The sequence below is a fragment of the Flagellimonas algicida genome, assembly GCF_049629585.1.
GTDB lineage: Bacteria > Bacteroidota > Bacteroidia > Flavobacteriales > Flavobacteriaceae > Flagellimonas.
In genome coordinates this window covers 23,493-40,554 of the sequence record NZ_JBMYIX010000004.1, presented here as the reverse complement: position 1 = coordinate 40,554, position 17,062 = coordinate 23,493, and the positions used below count along the sequence as shown (strand labels likewise).

The 17,062-nt window shown below is 43.7% G+C and carries 17 protein-coding genes; 14 read left to right on the top strand and 3 right to left on the bottom strand.

What is annotated here, in order from left to right; all coding sequences use genetic code 11:
• The first annotated feature begins 4 nt into the window (after positions 1-4).
• The 5 genes from ftsH to ACPD8L_RS16470 are packed head-to-tail and all read left to right on the top strand — an operon-like array spanning position 5 to position 4,330.
• Positions 5-1,957: an ATP-dependent zinc metalloprotease FtsH gene (ftsH, locus tag ACPD8L_RS16490; protein ID WP_116217493.1), complete on the top strand. Its 1,953-nt coding sequence runs from the start codon at positions 5-7 to the stop codon at positions 1,955-1,957.
• 45 nt (positions 1,958-2,002) lie between these two features.
• Positions 2,003-2,611 (top strand): LUD domain-containing protein, encoded by a 609-nt coding sequence (locus tag ACPD8L_RS16485; RefSeq protein ID WP_116217492.1) that lies wholly within the window; start codon positions 2,003-2,005, stop codon positions 2,609-2,611.
• A gap of 4 nt (positions 2,612-2,615) precedes the next feature.
• Positions 2,616-3,419, top strand: a complete 804-nt coding sequence (locus ACPD8L_RS16480; protein ID WP_423944692.1) for a phosphatidate cytidylyltransferase — start codon at positions 2,616-2,618, stop codon at positions 3,417-3,419.
• Complete coding sequence (locus ACPD8L_RS16475; RefSeq protein ID WP_423944689.1) at positions 3,409-4,074, top strand: phosphatidylserine decarboxylase family protein; 666 nt, start codon at positions 3,409-3,411, stop codon at positions 4,072-4,074. The genes ACPD8L_RS16480 and ACPD8L_RS16475 overlap by 11 nt, the downstream gene beginning before the upstream one ends.
• Positions 4,067-4,330, top strand: coding sequence for an acyl-CoA-binding protein (locus tag ACPD8L_RS16470; protein ID WP_116217489.1), 264 nt, complete (start codon positions 4,067-4,069; stop codon positions 4,328-4,330). The genes ACPD8L_RS16475 and ACPD8L_RS16470 overlap by 8 nt, the downstream gene beginning before the upstream one ends.
• Here the strand turns inward: ACPD8L_RS16470 and ACPD8L_RS16465 are convergent.
• Positions 4,327-5,592 carry a sterol desaturase family protein gene (locus ACPD8L_RS16465; protein WP_423944687.1) on the bottom strand — a complete coding sequence of 422 codons (1,266 nt, stop codon included), beginning with the start codon at positions 5,590-5,592 and terminating at the stop codon, positions 4,327-4,329. The two genes, ACPD8L_RS16470 and ACPD8L_RS16465, sit on opposite strands and share 4 nt — an antisense overlap.
• 85 nt (positions 5,593-5,677) lie before the next feature.
• Positions 5,678-8,308, bottom strand: a complete 2,631-nt coding sequence (locus tag ACPD8L_RS16460; protein WP_423944684.1) for a valine--tRNA ligase — start codon at positions 8,306-8,308, stop codon at positions 5,678-5,680.
• 199 nt (positions 8,309-8,507) lie between these two features.
• Here ACPD8L_RS16460 and ACPD8L_RS16455 point away from each other — a divergent pair, with 199 nt between their 5' ends.
• Positions 8,508-8,894 carry a DUF1573 domain-containing protein gene (locus ACPD8L_RS16455; RefSeq protein ID WP_116217486.1) on the top strand — a complete coding sequence of 129 codons (387 nt, stop codon included), beginning with the start codon at positions 8,508-8,510 and terminating at the stop codon, positions 8,892-8,894.
• Between the two features lie 61 nt (positions 8,895-8,955).
• Here ACPD8L_RS16455 and ACPD8L_RS16450 read toward each other — a convergent pair whose 3' ends face one another.
• Positions 8,956-10,221 carry a PDZ domain-containing protein gene (locus ACPD8L_RS16450; RefSeq protein ID WP_293302527.1) on the bottom strand — a complete coding sequence of 422 codons (1,266 nt, stop codon included), beginning with the start codon at positions 10,219-10,221 and terminating at the stop codon, positions 8,956-8,958.
• Between the two features lie 226 nt (positions 10,222-10,447).
• On the opposite strand from ACPD8L_RS16450, the gene ACPD8L_RS16445 reads away from it, so the two are divergent.
• From ACPD8L_RS16445 to gap, 8 genes are all read left to right on the top strand, one after another.
• Complete coding sequence (locus ACPD8L_RS16445) at positions 10,448-11,638, top strand: pyridoxal phosphate-dependent aminotransferase (protein WP_116217485.1); 1,191 nt, start codon at positions 10,448-10,450, stop codon at positions 11,636-11,638.
• On the top strand, positions 11,639-12,655 hold the full coding sequence (murB, locus tag ACPD8L_RS16440; protein WP_423944680.1) for a UDP-N-acetylmuramate dehydrogenase: 1,017 nt from the start codon (positions 11,639-11,641) through the stop codon (positions 12,653-12,655). It abuts the gene before it with no gap.
• Positions 12,656-12,857: 202 nt separating this feature from the next.
• Positions 12,858-13,424, top strand: a complete 567-nt coding sequence (locus ACPD8L_RS16435; protein WP_116217483.1) for an RNA polymerase sigma factor — start codon at positions 12,858-12,860, stop codon at positions 13,422-13,424.
• A complete protein-coding gene (locus ACPD8L_RS16430) occupies positions 13,421-14,179 on the top strand; it encodes an anti-sigma factor domain-containing protein (protein WP_116217482.1) in 759 nt (252 codons plus the stop codon). Before ACPD8L_RS16435 ends, ACPD8L_RS16430 begins: the two co-directional genes overlap by 4 nt.
• A 74-nt stretch (positions 14,180-14,253) precedes the next feature.
• Entirely contained in the window at positions 14,254-14,460 is a 207-nt protein-coding gene (locus ACPD8L_RS16425; RefSeq protein ID WP_116217481.1) for a membrane or secreted protein, read from the top strand.
• Between the two features lie 35 nt (positions 14,461-14,495).
• Entirely contained in the window at positions 14,496-15,056 is a 561-nt protein-coding gene (locus ACPD8L_RS16420) for an RNA polymerase sigma factor (protein ID WP_116217480.1), read from the top strand.
• A gap of 61 nt (positions 15,057-15,117) precedes the next feature.
• Positions 15,118-15,993: a lipoyl synthase gene (gene lipA / locus ACPD8L_RS16415; protein WP_116217479.1), complete on the top strand. Its 876-nt coding sequence runs from the start codon at positions 15,118-15,120 to the stop codon at positions 15,991-15,993.
• A gap of 27 nt (positions 15,994-16,020) precedes the next feature.
• Complete coding sequence (gene gap / locus ACPD8L_RS16410) at positions 16,021-17,031, top strand: type I glyceraldehyde-3-phosphate dehydrogenase (protein ID WP_423944674.1); 1,011 nt, start codon at positions 16,021-16,023, stop codon at positions 17,029-17,031.
• The last annotated feature ends 31 nt before the right edge of the window (positions 17,032-17,062 follow it).

Here is a 17,062-nt window from a genome sequence, read left to right as displayed (position 1 = left end):
AAAAATGGCAAACGAAAACAATTCAAATACCCCTAAAAAACCTCGTTTTAGTTCGTGGTGGATCTATGGTGTGGTCATTGCACTGATCATAGGCTTTCAATTTTTTGGCGGAAGCAGTTTCTCCAATACCGAAAAAACCACTACGTCCGAATTACAGGAATACTTGCGAAACGGTGATATCTCCAAGATCATCATCATTACCAATACCCGTCAGGCCAAAGTTTTCCTCACGGAAGAGGCCCTGAAAAAAGACGTCCATAAAGGTGTAGCGGAAAAACCGCTGTTCCCTTCGGCCGGCTTGGTGCCCCAATATGTATTGGACTATGGTGACCTGCAAATTTTCCAGAACGAGATTACCGAAATCAAAAAAGAAAACAACCTTGATACCATTGTTGAATTCGACACGGAATCCAACGTATTGGGCGAGCTACTGCTATCCCTACTCCCCTTTGCACTGATCATAGGAATATGGATTTACCTGATGCGTAGAATGTCAGGTGGTGCAAGTGGCGGTGCAGGTGGACAGATTTTCAATATTGGAAAATCCAAAGCAAAGCTTTTCGACGAAAAAACAGATACCCGAACTTCCTTCAAGGATGTAGCCGGACTGGAAGGTGCCAAGGAAGAAGTACAGGAAATTGTGGAATTCCTCAAAAATCCTGACAAGTACACCTCACTGGGAGGTAAGATTCCGAAAGGCGCCCTCTTGGTAGGCCCTCCGGGAACGGGTAAGACCCTTTTGGCCAAGGCTGTGGCAGGAGAGGCCAAAGTGCCCTTCTTCTCACTATCCGGTTCCGATTTTGTGGAAATGTTCGTGGGTGTAGGGGCCTCTCGTGTCCGAGACCTCTTCAAACAGGCCAAGGACAAATCCCCGGCCATCATTTTTATTGATGAAATCGATGCCATTGGTAGAGCACGTGGAAAGAACAATTTCACCGGCTCCAATGACGAACGTGAAAATACATTGAACCAGCTTTTGACCGAAATGGATGGTTTTGGCACCAATACCAACGTAATTGTATTGGCCGCTACCAACCGTGCCGATGTATTGGACAAGGCGTTGATGCGTGCCGGACGTTTTGACCGTCAAATCTATGTTGACCTTCCGGACCTTAATGAGCGTAAAGAAATATTTGAGGTACACCTTAGGCCCATCAAAACAGCCGAGACCCTGGATTTGGATTTCTTGGCAAAACAAACCCCTGGTTTCTCCGGAGCCGATATTGCCAACGTCTGCAACGAGGCTGCCCTGATCGCAGCCCGAAAAGAGAAAAAAGCGGTCACCAAACAGGATTTCTTGGATGCCGTGGACCGAATTGTGGGCGGATTGGAAAAGAAAAACAAGATCATTACCCCAGAGGAGAAAAAGACCATTGCGTTCCACGAAGCTGGCCACGCAACGGTAAGCTGGATGTTGGAACACGCAGCGCCTTTGGTAAAAGTAACCATTGTTCCAAGGGGACAATCCCTTGGCGCCGCATGGTATTTACCTGAAGAACGACTTATTGTACGTCCCGAACAGATGTTGGATGAAATGTGTGCCACCATGGGGGGTAGGGCCGCTGAAAAGGTCATCTTCAACAAAATATCCACCGGAGCTTTGAGCGATTTGGAAAAAGTGACCAAACAAGCTAGGGCCATGGTTACCATATATGGTCTTAACGATAAGTTGGGAAATATCACCTACTATGATTCCTCTGGCCAGAACGAATATGGGTTCACCAAACCGTACAGTGAGGAAACTGCCCAAAAAATTGACTTGGAAATATCCAAGATGATCGAAGAGCAGTACCAAAGAGCCATCAAATTGTTGCAAGACAATAAGGACAAGCTTACCGAACTGGCAGAAAGACTTTTGGATAAAGAGGTTATCTTTAAGGACGATTTGGAAAAGATTTTTGGAAGACGCCCTTTTGAAAAAGAAGAAGAGGAGTTAGAACCAGAGCCTGTTAAATAACATCAATTGGCAACTATCGAAGTAGAATGTATACGAACTAAATAAATGGGAGTTTTTAGCAAACTTTTTGGAGGAGGCAAAAAGGTTTCAAAGGAAACTGTGGAAACCCGTGGGGACCATATGCCCGATCTAAAAATTCCCGTGGACGAAAAGTTCACCATCTACTTCAAGAAAAACGGGGGCAAGTTTATTTACTGCGAGGACTTTTCCGAAGTATCCGAAGCTTTAAAGAGCATCATCTCCGAAAACGATTGGCAAAATCATCTTTTCTATAGTCTGGACCCTCGACTGGAGACCCGCTTTTCTTCGGAAAAGATAGCATTCACGGAAAATCGTCAGGAAAGTGAAATTTTTTTCACCACCTGCGAACATTTGGTGGCCCACAACGGATCCATCTTGGTATGCTCCAACCAAATCAAGGAAAAAAAGTTGGACGAATTGCCTTCCAACCTAATCGTCTTCGGTACTACAAGCCAGTTGGTGGATTCCATTAGCGAGGCACTAAAGATCATCAAGGAAAAATACGGCAAAAATATCCCGAACAATATCACCACACTCAAACACTTCCAACCCACACCGGAAAACAAAGATGATTTTCTTTCCTATGGAAGTGCCTCAAAAAATGTCTATCTTTTGCTTTTAGAAGACTATTGATTACATGAAAGAAATCCTCAGGCGTTCCATAACGGGAATCATCTATGTGGTGCTTCTGTTGGGAGCGGTTTTTTTAAGTTCAGACGCTTTTGATTTTCTCTTTATGGCATTTGGTCTGGCCTGTTTGGCCGAGTTCAAGAGAATTGTCCGTTTAAAGGGATATTACATTTTCGTGGCCTATTTGGCATTGTGGTGGGCATATATCTATTTGGTTCAGGACAGTACCTTGATCACTATTTTAATGCTGTTGACCATTACGGTGGATATGGCCCTGCTCATGTTCCTCTTCTCCAAAAAAGACAGGAAATTTACCGAATTACAAAAGTTTATCATCGCGGTGCTCTACATTGGCGGCGGATGCATCTTTCTTACCATGATCCCGTACAAGGAAGATGGTTTTGCACAATTTCTCATTACGGGCATCTTTATTTTGATATGGGTCAATGATACGTTTGCCTATTTAACAGGGCGTACTTTGGGCCGCACCAAACTATTTCCTTCAGTTTCTCCAAAAAAAACCATTGAAGGTTCTATTGGAGGTCTTATTTTTGCACTGGCGGCAGCATACATCATGTCGTTCTACGAAACTAAACTAACTGTTGTGCAGTGGATGGTCCTGGCCACGGTAATCGTGTTCGCAGGAAGTCTGGGAGACCTTTTGGAGTCCAAGTTCAAGCGTGTGGCAGGCGTAAAGGACAGTGGGGCCATTTTACCGGGTCACGGAGGTATTTGGGATCGTTTGGACAGTCTTGTATTTGCAGCCCCTTTTGCTTATTTGGTACTTAATATCTTTTCCTATGTTTCATAAAGAGGGACAAAAAATTATCATCATCACTTTTTTTATTGTGGTCGCTGCAATTCTTGCTGCTCAATTTTATGTTGAAGTGGAGTGGCTTCGGTTAACCATACAGATAGCAGCACTTGTCCTTCTCGTTGCCATATTGCAGTTTTTTAGAAACCCCAAACGGTTGGTCACCCCAAATTTTGATGACATTTTAGCCCCAGTGGATGGCAAAGTGGTGGTCATTGAAGAGGTTGACGAACCCGAATATTTTAAGGAAAAACGGAGGCAGGTTTCCATCTTTATGTCACCAGTAAATGTGCATGTGACCCGTTACCCTACCAGCGGTACCATCACCTACTCCAAATACCATCCCGGTAAATATTTGGTGGCTTGGCACCCAAAATCCAGTACAGAAAACGAACGCACCACGGTAGTGCTGCATACCCCGAAATTTGGTGAAATAGGGTATCGACAAATTGCAGGGGCCATGGCCAGACGCATCATAAACTATGCAGAGGAAGGCGAACAAGTAACCCAAGGACAGGATGCCGGATTCATCAAGTTTGGCTCCCGGGTAGACCTTCTATTGCCTTTGGACTGCAATATCACGGTAAAGCTTGGGCAAAAAGTTGTCGGGGCCAGAACCTGTATCGCCTCAATACGCAAACAGGATGATTGATGAGGAACTACATACCCGTTTTGATGAGGCAGTGGCCTATGTAAATGGGTACACAGAACCTCTACCTGCCGACTTATTATTGAAATTGTACGCCTACTTTAAGGTAGCCAACAAAAATTTTGATAACCCTGGAAGTAGAACCCCATTGATCAATGCCTTTAAGGCCAATGCCCTTTTTCAGGCACAAAACATTACTGTAAAAGAGGCTATGGAAAAATATATCGCCCTAGTGGAATCTGAAGTAAAAAAACTTTAGGACACCAAAGGAGTAGAATAGCTTTTTTCAAAATAGGTAAAGTATATCGCCCCACAAATGGTAACAACAAAGTACAGGGCCACCAAAAGACTACCCACGGAAGCATAGGCATTTATTCCAAACCAATCCTGTGTACCATAAATAAGAGCCAAGCCCAACACACTTCGAATCACCTCGATCCAAATGGCGTAGGATTTACGGTCCATCAAGGTGGTGTAGCCGTAGACTCCAACAAAAACGAAGGCCCCAAAAAGCAATAATCCATCAAAGCCTATTGCGGAATAGTTGTAGAACATAAAAAGCATCAAGGCCGTGGTAGCCGCCATTTGGAAGATGGCATATCCCTTTAACGCATTGGAAGCCTCTGGTCTATATTTTTCAAAATGGTATACATCCTCAATAATCTCCACAGGGTACTTTTCCTTGACATCCGAAGGGCGCCAACCTGTGGGCATAAACCAAATCCTCAGCTTGTCCCAATAGCTCTTGGTCCGCCATGCATCCTTTATCAAACGCCATAAATGCTGAAAATTGATGATGACAGGATTCCAGGTATGGGCTGGCTTCAATACGCCATATTGTGGTGGCACATCCTCCATTTCCTCTTGGAACGTTCCAAACATCCGGTCCCAAACACAAAAAATCTGTCCAAGATTTTTGTCAATATATTCTTTGTTGATGGCGTGGTGGACCCTATGCTGGGATGGAGTAACAATAACATACTCCAACCAACCCATCTTACCCACATGCTGGGTATGGTACCAAAATTGGGCAAACAGATGGATAGGAGCCAAAATGGCGATAACTTCGTTGGGAACACCCAAAAGAGCAGCAGGAATCAACAAAAGGGCGTAATATCCCAATAAATTGGAAATGGGTTGCCGCAAGGCGCAGGCAAGATTGAACTCCTCGCTACTGTGGTGGATGACATGCTGGTTCCAAAAAAAGTTGATATGATGACTCAATCTATGGTTCCAATAGCCCGCAAAATCCAGTACAATAAAGGCCACTACCCAAACCAGCCACGTAGTCTTGATTTCCGTAAGGGCCAAATGCTCCAACAAAAATGGATAGCTGATTATGATAACCCCTAATCCCAATGAATCCTTTACCACATTGGTAAGCCCGGAGCTAAGACTGCTCACGGTGTCCATGACATTGTGCATCTGCTTTTTGGCGAAATACCCGTAAAGGACCTCAAAAAGTACCAACCCCACAAAAAAGGGGATGGCATACAACAAGGCAGTGGCATACGATTCCATAGTATTAAATATATGAAAAAGTAAAACACTCATCCCCAACTGATTGACAAAATGGGAATGAAAACAGTAAAAGTCTCTACCCTACCTAGGAGTTTTCTAAACTGGCCAAGCTTTTCTCCAAAGTTTCGATCTTGGCCTCGGCATCGGCGGCTTTTTTACGCTCTATGGCCACCACTTGTTCTGGGGCATTGTTCACAAAGCGTTCGTTGCCCAATTTCTTTTGTACCGATTGTAGAAATCCACGGGTGTATTTCAACTCTTCATTGATTTTTTCGATTTCGGCCTCCACATCAATGGCCCCACTGATCGGAATAAAGTACTCGTTGCTCTTTACCCGAAAGCTCAAGGCACCATCCAAACCAGTATCCACAGTCTGTATTTGGGAGATATTGGCCAATTTGATAATAATGGCATCCATCCCAGTACCTGCTCCCTCGCTGTTCAAGACAGAAAGCTCCAAAGTTTCCTTTTGGGGAATGTTCTTTTCCTTTCTGATGGTGCGTATACCCGAAATCACTTCGGCGGCAAAATCAAAATCAGCAATCAACTTCGTATCCACTTTTTGGGCTTTGGGCCAGTTGGATACCATCAATGCCTCTTCCGGGGTACGTTCTGCGGTATGCTGCCACACTTCCTCGGTTAAAAATGGCATAAAGGGGTGTAAGAGTTTCAAATTTTCCTCAAACAAATGGATAACGGCATCATAGGTTGCCCTGTCTATGGGTTGTTGATAGGCCGGCTTTACAATTTCGAGCAACCACGAGCAGAAATCGTCCCAAACCAACTTATAGGTAGCCATCAGAGCATCTGAAATACGGTATTTGGAGAAGTGATCTTCAATCTCCGCCAACGTCTGGTTAAACTTGGTGGTATACCATTCTATCCCTGTCTTGGCCGCTTCGGGTTGGGGCAAATCGGCCACTTCCCATCCGTTTACCAATCGGAAGGCATTCCAAACCTTGTTGGCAAAGTTGGCGCCTTGTTGGCATAGGGCCTCATCAAACAACAAATCGTTGCCCGCAGCGGAACTCAACAAAAGTCCAACACGAACCCCATCCGCACCGAAATCCTCAATCAATTTGAGGGCATCCGGTGAATTTCCGAGGGATTTTGACATTTTCCTACGTTGCTTGTCACGTACCAAACCGGTCAGGTACACATTTTCAAAGGGTTTCTCATCCCTGTATTCATATCCGGCAATGATCATCCGCGCCACCCAGAAAAACAAAATGTCCGGTCCAGTGACCAAGTCGCTGGTTGGGTAATAATAGTTTACCTCCTCATTTTCAGGTTCCAAAATACCCCCAAAAACGCTAATGGGCCATAGCCATGATGAGAACCAAGTATCCAAAACATCGGCATCTTGGCGTAGATCGGATGCTTGGATGTTTGGATTTTTGGATTTGGCCAGTTGCAACGCTTCTTCCTTGGTCTCGGCCACTACAAAATCGTCCTGTCCGTCTCCAAAATAATAGGCAGGAATCTGTTGTCCCCACCACAATTGTCGAGAAATGTTCCAATCGCGGATATTTTCCATCCAATGGCGATAGGTATTTTCAAACTTTTGGGGATATAGCTTTACATCCCTTGTCTTCAACACCCCATCAAGGGCCGGTTTTGCCAATTTCTCCATTTTCAGGAACCACTGGTCGGAAAGTCGGGGCTCTATCACCGCCTTGGTCCGTTCGGATGTTCCCACCTTATTGGTATGCTGCTCGGTCTTCACCAAATACCCCTTTTCTTCCAACTCTTTGGAAATCTCCTTCCGAACCACAAAACGGTCCTTGCCTTCGTAGTGCATTCCGAAGGAATTCAAGGAGGCATCTTCGTTGAAAATATCTATGACCTCCAAATTGTGCTTTTCCCCAAGGTTTTTATCATTCTCATCATGGGCCGGGGTCACTTTTAAGCACCCGGTACCGAACTCCACATCCACATATTCGTCCTCAATGATCGGAATGACCCGATTACAGATGGGCACAATGGCCTTTTTGCCCTTCAAATGGCGATATCTCTCATCATTGGGGTTGATACAGATGGCGGTATCCCCTAAAATGGTCTCGGGTCGTGTAGTAGCAATAGTGACCTTCTCATCGGAACCTTCAATGGCATAAGCCAAATAATACAGATTACCCTGTCTCTCTTCATAAATCACCTCTTCATCGGATAAAGTGGTCTTGGCCTCTGGATCCCAATTCACCATACGATAGCCCCTGTAAATGAGCCCTTTATTGTACAGATCCACAAAAACTTTGATTACTGAGGCTGACATATCGTCATCCATGGTGAACTTGGTGCGATCCCAATCACAGGAACAGCCTAATTTTTTCAATTGCTGAAGGATGACCCCTCCATATTCATTGGTCCAATCCCAGGCATGTTTTAAAAATTCATCCCTGGTTAGGTCAGCTTTATGAATCCCTTCCTCTTTCAACTTAGCCACCACCTTGGCTTCTGTTGCAATGGAGGCATGGTCCATACCGGGTACCCAGCACGCATTTTTACCCAAAAGTCTTGCCCTTCGGATCAGGACATCCTGTATGGTATTGTTGAGCATATGCCCCATATGCAACACCCCAGTAACATTGGGTGGGGGAATAACAATGGTATAGGGCTCTCTTTCATCTGGTTTTGAACTGAAGAAATCGTGTTTCATCCAGTAGTCATACCAGTTCGCTTCAACCCTATTGGGCTCATATTTTGATGGAATCTCCATTTTTCGGTACAGTTTTTGTAATTAAGGGTATGGATTGGTTCAAATTCAAGGTAAGCACCATGTTAATTTTATGCTATTCCTGAATGAAAGCCAATCTTGAAATACGAAACAAAAATAAGTAACGTTATTACATAACAAAAGAATTTTGGATGCAGCTATTGAATCAGCTACATTTGAAATCCACCCAAAACCAAAAAAAATGAAAAAAACTGTACTTCTGTTGTTTGTTGGTCTTCTTTCATTAGGAATTTATGCCCAAGAAGGAACAGCAAAAATCGAGTTTAAAAGTGAAACCATTGATTATGGTGAAATTGCCAAAGGAAGTGATGGAATTCGCGTGTTTGAATTCACCAATACCGGATCTGTTCCATTGGTAATCAGCAATGTACGATCTAGCTGTGGATGTACTATCCCCAAAAAACCTGAAGATCCCATTTTGCCCGGCAAAACCGGTCAAATCCAAGTAAAGTACGATACCAATAGGGTTGGCCCCATTAGAAAGGCCATTACGGTAACCTCCAATGCGGATACACCTACCAAAATCCTAAAAATAAAAGGTACGGTAAAGGCTGAGGGAGCCAAATAGAAAAAAGAAAATTATAGTACTACAAACCTCGGAGAAGTTATTTTTTCGAGGTTTTTTGTTTTTAATCGTCAAAGACTTTTTTAAGGACAAAGGAAAACAGTAAGTCCTTATTATAACGTTCAATCAGCACACGAACACGCTTTCCCTCCTTTTCATTGAGCATTTTTAACACTTCTTGGAGTTTATACTGATAAACCCGCCTACCGTTTACCGCCAAAATCACATCTCCTTCACGTAGTCCAGCCTCAGCAGCAGGGCTTCCCGCCCGTATCCCGGAAACTACGATTTCGGGCACTAAACTCAATTTGGTTTTGTTTTCCAGTAGAATCTGTACATTTCCAAAGGAAGCATTCTTTTCTGAACTTACCACGCCGCCAACACCTGCTATACTTTCCGCAATGTACCGCAATCCATTATGCTGGAGTTCAATTCCGGCCAAATTGTATTGGAACGGCACACGGAAGTTCCCGTTCTTTTTAATAGTCACCTCCCCATTGGCATAATCAAAAACAAAATTGAAACGTTTTAATATCTCTCCTCCTACCGAGCCGTTTCTGTCCCCCAAATTATCAATAAGCCCAAAGAATTCACGATATGGAAAAGCTGCTTTGGCCTCCTTGAGTTCAAAATCCCCAATTTTGATTCCATTGACCTTGGTCCGTTTTCCAAAAATATCACCGCTTAACCCTCTTCCCAGATAATCCTCATAATTTTTCTCAGGAATCTCCAAGCCTTTTTCGGGTTGATGGAACAACCAAAGTGCATCGCTACTTCCCGTATCCACAAGCAATTTAACTGGTATGTTCTCGGAATCCTTGATCAGAACGGTGCCTTCCACATAAGCCTTTCTTTTGATAATGGACAACGGAAGGGTTTGTGCTTTTTTGCCCTGCCTGTGCACATAGTGCTCTGGATTATGGAGTTTGATATATTTTGCCCCATAATTGATTTCCACAATAAAATCCCGGAACAGTTCAAAACCCAAAATACCATGTACAGGAATGCCTAACGAAGGTGAGAAATTGATACCCTTATCCAAAACCACATACAGGTCCTGCGAATAATTCTCTGCATCCCCCAAACTGAACACATTCCCCATTGAACTCAGTGCCTTCATAGGTTCACCGTCTCCCAATCCCCTTATGGTCACTTCGGAAACATTGTTGATGGAAATGGAATCCTGACCGGAAAGGTTGAAAAGAATGGGTTTGCTCACCCCAGAATCCAAAACAAAGGTAAGATCGGATCCATTGATCTGCACGGGGATGATGATAAGGTTATTAATCAGTTCGAATTTTACTTTTTGAAACTTCTTGTGTCTGGGCATTTTAAACTTTTGCGCCGAAACCAAAAGGGGCGCCACAACAAAAAGAAGCACAAAAAAGTATAGTCCTTTTTTCAATTTCCTTACTTCTAAAGGGTTATCCTTATGAAATATACAAAATTATCAAAGACAACGAGTCGTATTTAACATTCCAATAACCGTGTAAATAATGCCCAAATCTGTTGTTTTCAAGTGCGGGTTTTAGCATTTTTGCCTAAAATATCAGTACATGCCAAGTATCTCTGAAAAAGGAAGGCTTATGCCTGCTTCCCCAATCCGTAAATTGGTCCCGTATGCCGAGGCCGCCAAGAAAAGAGGGATTCATGTGATCCACCTCAACATTGGGCAACCGGACATCAAGACCCCGAAAGTGGCCTTGGATGCCGTGCGTAACCATACCGTGGAGGTATTGGCCTATAGTATGACGGAGGGTTCCGAAGTTTATCGGGAAAAAATTGCCGCTTACTATGCCAAGAAAGACATTCATGTCACCACCAAGGACATTATTGTGACCACTGGAGGTTCCGAAGCTCTTTCCTTTGCCATGGGAAGTATTATGGATACCAACGATGAAATTATCATCCCGGAACCTTTCTACGCCAATTACAACGGATTTGCCACGGCCATGGGCGTCAAGGTGGTGCCGATAGTTTCCACCTTGGAAAATAATTTTGCCCTTCCCCCTATCGCTGATTTTGAAAAATTGATATCTGAAAAGACCAAGGCCATCCTTATCTGTAACCCTGGGAACCCAACAGGGTACTTGTACAGCAAGGAAGAAATACAACAACTGGCCGCTTTGGTAAAAAAACACAATCTATTTCTGATAGCAGACGAGGTGTATCGCGAATTTGCCTATGAAGGTAGACAGCACCATTCCATTTTACAGGAAGAAGGTCTAGAGGACCATGCCATTGTGGTCGATTCCGTTTCCAAACGCTATAGCATGTGCGGAGCCCGGATAGGTTGCTTGGTATCCAAAAACAAGGAGGTCATCCAGACCGCCCTTAAATTTGCCCAGGCCCGACTCTCCCCACCAACATTTGCGCAAATAGCCAGTGAGGCCGCCTTGGAGACGCCGCAGTCGTATTTTGATGAGGTCATTGTTGAATACGCATCGCGCCGTGACATCTTGATTGCTGAGCTTAGAAAACTGGAAGGGGTAAAAGTAGCCGTCCCGCAAGGTGCTTTTTATTGCGTGGTAGAGCTTCCCATTGCCGATGCCGATGATTTTGCCCAATGGCTACTCGAAAAATTTGAAATGAATGGCAATACGGTCATGGTGGCCCCTGCAGGCGGATTTTATGCCACGCCAGGATTGGGAAAAAACCAAATAAGGATTGCCTATGTGCTGGAAAAAGACCAACTTGTAAAGGCGGTCCAGATATTGGGCAAAGCGCTTAAAGTGTACAACAATTAGGTGAACATTCAGGAAAACATATCCCTTAAGGCCTACAATACCTTTGGTATTGATGTCAAGGCCCGCTATTTTGTTGAAATTACCGGCCTAGTGCAACTCCAAAAAGTATTGGAGTTGAAATCCTATCCCAAAAAGTTCATCATTAGCGGAGGAAGCAATATGTTGCTTACCAAGGATATCGATGCGCTTGTGATACATATCAACCTAAAGGGCATCACCATTGCTGAAGAAAACGAAGATGAGGTTAAAATAAAGGTCATGGCCGGTGAAAACTGGCACGGATTGGTACAATGGACCTTGGAAAAAGGTTATGGTGGATTGGAAAATCTATCCTTGATCCCAGGCAACACGGGTACGGCCCCCATTCAAAATATTGGGGCGTATGGTGTAGAACTCAAGGATGTTTTTGTAAGCTGTACCGCCATGGAGATAAAAACCGGAGAACTTGTAAGTTTCGATAATGAAGCCTGCAAATTTGGATATCGGGATTCCATTTTTAAGAATGAGGCCAAGGGTCAATACATCATTACCTCGGTACATCTAAAACTTACCAAAAAGGACCATGTCCTGCACACGGGGTATGGGGCCATTGAGGCTGAATTGAAAAAAAATGGCATTGTTTATCCCACCATCAGGGACATATCCGATGCGGTCATCACCATAAGGCAAAGTAAATTGCCAGACCCAGCAGTATTGGGAAACAGTGGAAGTTTCTTCAAAAATCCGGTCATATCTAAAAAGGCCTTTGAAAGGTTCATCAAGAAACATCCAGAGGCCCCACATTATGAGGTGGATGAAGAGGAGTTTAAGATTCCAGCTGGATGGCTTATTGAGCAAGCAGGTTTTAAAGGAAAACGATTTGGGAATGCCGGAGTACATGAAAAGCAAGCCCTTGTTTTGGTAAACTACGGAAATGCCACTGGCGAAGACATCCTAAAATTGTCACAACTTATACAAAAAGAAGTGGCTCAAAAATTCAACATCAAGATCCAGCCTGAGGTCAATATCATAAAATAACCCCTGCATTGATAAATCAAAAACAGGGGTTATACCAAACCAAACTAACCAAATTTATGTATATCGTAAAGGCCGAAACCTTTTTGATTTTCTTTTCAACGCCAACCAAAAATGCTTTTTCTAACTTAGCGCTGTAGTATATACGACGAAAAACCTATTTTAGATTTTTGCCCCTTAAAAATTTTACCATAAACCATCGTTGATGAGCACACTGATTGAAAGACATATTGTTTCACTCTTGGCCGAAAGGGACGATAAGGCCATATCCCTGTTGTATGAAAATTACGGGGATACCCTATATGGTGTGGCCTACAAGGTGGTAAAAGATGAAGAATTGGCACAGGATGTGCTTCAGGAAAGTTTTATTAAAATCTGGAAAAAAGCAGATTCCTACGACGCTTCAAAAGCAAAACTTTTCACCTGGTTGTTCCGAATAACCCGAAACACCGCCATTGATAAATTAAGAAGTGTAAACAATAAAGCGGACAAGGAAGTCCAAATAGACGTTTCGGACGTATATAACTTAGGAGTGAGTGGCATGAGCCCCGAACATCTGGATATCCAGGACAACCTTAAAAAGATAGAGCCTAAGTACCGAATTGTTTTAGAGGCCTTGTTTTTTGAGGGAATGACGCAACAGGAAGCAAGTGAAGAATTGGATATCCCCTTGGGAACCATAAAGTCAAGATTAAAGATTGGCCTTAGGGAACTTGGAAAGATTTACGGTACGGCATTGGCCTTGCTCCCCTTACTAAATTTTACGCCATGAAAGAAAAAGTAAAAACATTTCTGGATTCCGACATACTGGAAAAGTATCTTTTGGGAGATACCACAAAAGAAGAGACCTTAAAGGCTGAAAGGTACATCACCATGTATCCTGAAGTAAGGGAAACCTATAATGAACTTCAGGACAATTTGGAGACTTTCGCCAAAATGTATGCCCGAAAAACACCTGAAGGGCTCAAAGAAATTATTGTTTCCAGTGCCAAAAAGGAAAAAATGGTACGTAGAAGATTCTACAGGTATGCTGTTGCAGCCAGTGTCGCCATTATGCTGTTTGCGGGCTCTTCCGTATTCTTCTGGAACCAAAACAAAAGTCTTCAACAAGAAAATACCTTGGTCACCAACAAAATCAAGTATTTGGAAGACAATATGAAGAACCAGCTGGAAGACATGCGAAACCAGTTCATTGTTCTTAATAACCCGGACACAAAAAAATACGCCGTTAATGGCAAGAGGGAAGGCAAGGAACTTAAGGCCATTGCCTATATCAACCCCGTTAAAAAACTTTCATACATCAATGTGAGCAATGTGCCCAACCTACCGGAGAACAAATGCTTCCAAATGTGGGCCGAAGTGAATGGGGAATTGGTAAACTTGGGAGTGATCAAACAGTTTGACGAGAAGGACAAACTATTGGCACTTCCCTATGCGGACAAGGCTGTAAGCTACATTACCGTGGAGCCCAAAGGAGGCAATACCTCCCCATCGGTGGAAAACATTGTGGCCAATATCAACTATTAGGCGGTTTTCTTAAAGTATTCCCCAATTTCCGCTTTGTATATACGTATTTTGTACCTTTGTAAAAAAGTTGGAACATGAAGTTAGCATTATTGACCATTGGTCTTTTGGCATTGGCTTTTGCTGGAATCGCAATAAAAATTTGGGGCAAAAAAGACGGTAAGTTCGCAGGTACCTGCGCCAGTCAAAACCCATTTTTGAACAAAGAAGGTGAAGCCTGTGGTTTTTGTGGAAAAATGCCCGATGAACAAGAATGCAAAAAAGACTCCGTTCCAGCGCAATGATCATACATTGATCCTGCCAATACAAAGTCACATTTTTGGAGAAGACCGAAAAGTCCATTAAAGAAAATATCCTAAAAGCAAAGGAAGGAAACCAAATTGCTTTTAGTGCACTTTTGGACACTTTTTGGAACGATGTCTACGGTTTTCAATTACTGCGCACCAAAAATGAAAATGACGCCGAAGATATCACCATCCGTACATTTTCCAGGGCTTTCGATAAAATAAATACCTATGATGAGACTTATGAGTTCAAAACATGGCTCATCACCATTTCCAAAAATCTGCATGTAGACCTTATCCGAAAGAGAAAACGCAGTCTTTTGGACGAAATGGAATCCCAAGGCGATGAGGTGAAAAAGGTTTTGGACGACACCCCTACCGTGGAAGATCAACTGATCACGGAACAAAATTTGGCAAACTTGTTACAGGACATCAAAAAATTGAAGCCCCATTATCAAAAAGTAATCAACCTGAGATATTTTAACGAGTTGAGTTATGCCGCCATCGCCAAGGAACTCAACGAACCGGTGAACAACATCAAGGTAAAGCTCCTGCGGGCCAAGAAACTTTTGGCCGAAATCATCAAAAAAAAGTGAGCGCTTTCTACGCTTAAAGTTTCCTTTCCAGTTTCGTATCTTTGTAGTTCAAATTTTAGGTATGAGCACAAGTGTAGCAGAAAGCGTTTTACCACCCAAGGGAAAACCCAAATGGCTTAGGGTAAAACTCCCTACGGGCAAAAAATATACCCAGCTACGGGGTTTGGTGGACAAATATGACCTCCATACCATCTGTACCTCGGGAAGTTGCCCCAATATGGGTGAGTGCTGGGGAGAGGGCACCGCTACTTTTATGATTTTGGGGAATATTTGCACCCGTTCCTGCGGATTTTGTGGCGTAAAGACCGGAAGACCCGAGACCGTGGATTGGGCGGAACCTGAAAAAGTGGCCCGCTCCATCAAGATCATGAACATTAAACATGCCGTGCTCACTTCGGTGGACCGGGATGACCTCAAGGACATGGGTTCCATTATCTGGGCCGAAACCGTAAAGGCGGTACGACGCATGAACCCTGAAACCACACTTGAAACCCTTATTCCTGATTTTCAAGGTATTGAAACCCATCTGGACAGGATTTTGGAGGTAGCCCCCGAAGTCATCTCCCACAACATGGAAACCGTAAAAAGGCTTACCCGTGAGGTCAGGATACAGGCCAAATACGAACGAAGCTTGGGCGTATTGGAGTATTTGAAGAAAAATGGGGCCAACCGAACCAAATCCGGCATCATGCTGGGATTGGGCGAAGAGGAAGATGAAGTCATTGCCACCATGGAGGACCTAAGAAAAGCTGATGTGGATGTGGTCACCATCGGGCAATACCTGCAGCCTTCTAAAAAACACTTGCCCGTAAAGCAGTTCATTCTGCCAGAGCAATTCAAAAAATATGAGGAAATAGGCTTGGAAATGGGCTTTAGACATGTGGAAAGTGGCGCTCTTGTGCGGTCTTCCTACAAAGCCCATAAGCACATTCACTAGCCATAACCTATTACTACATCGCCCTTCATGAAACAGATTTCCCTTGGCATCAACGGCTTCGGACGTATTGGCAGAACCCTATTTAGATTATTACAGGACCATCCCCATATTTCGGTGGTGGCCATCAACGATCTGGCCAATGCCCCTACCCTGGCCCATCTTTTAAAATATGATAGCATCCATGGGAGATTCCATGCTGATGTCACTCCAGAAAAAGATGGTTTTGTGGTCAATGGTAAAAAAGTGGCCGTATTGAACCACAACCATCCCCAAGATATTGACTGGGCAGCCCATAATGTGGATGTTGTGGTAGAAGCGACCGGAAAGTTCAAAAAAGAGGAGCAATTGGCCTTTCACCTGAAAAATGGGGCCAAAAAGGTGATTCTTTCCGTTCCCCCGGAAGATGACGCCATTAAAATGGTGGTCCTTGGGGTGAATGAAGGCGACATTGAGGCCCAAGACCATATTATTTCCAATGCATCCTGTACCACCAACAATGCCGCTCCCATGATCAAGGTGGTGAACGAGCTTTGCGGTATAGAACAGGCGTATATTACCACCATACATTCCTACACCTCGGACCAAAGCCTTCACGATGCCCCACATCGCGATTTGAGGCGTGCCAGAGCGGCCGCACAATCCATTATTCCCACTACCACCGGAGCTGCCAAGGCGTTGACCAAAATATTCCCGGAACTGTCCGATGTAATTGGCGGATGTGGCATACGGGTACCCGTCCCCAACGGCTCATTGACCGATATCACTTTTAATGTAAAAAAGGAGACTTCCATTGAAGAAATTAATGCTACCTTTAAGAGTTATGCCGAAAATGAACTTAAAAACATCCTTTTTTACACCGAAGACCCTATTGTTTCCATCGATATAAACAATAGTTACCATTCTTGTACGTTTGATTCTTTGATGACTTCCGTTATTGGTAAAATGGTGAAAATCATCGGATGGTATGACAATGAGACTGGGTATTGTTCCAGAATTATTGATTTAATAGCTTTGCTTATAAAGAAAGATTACGTTTGATCAGGAGCTTACTACACAAATGGATAGGCAG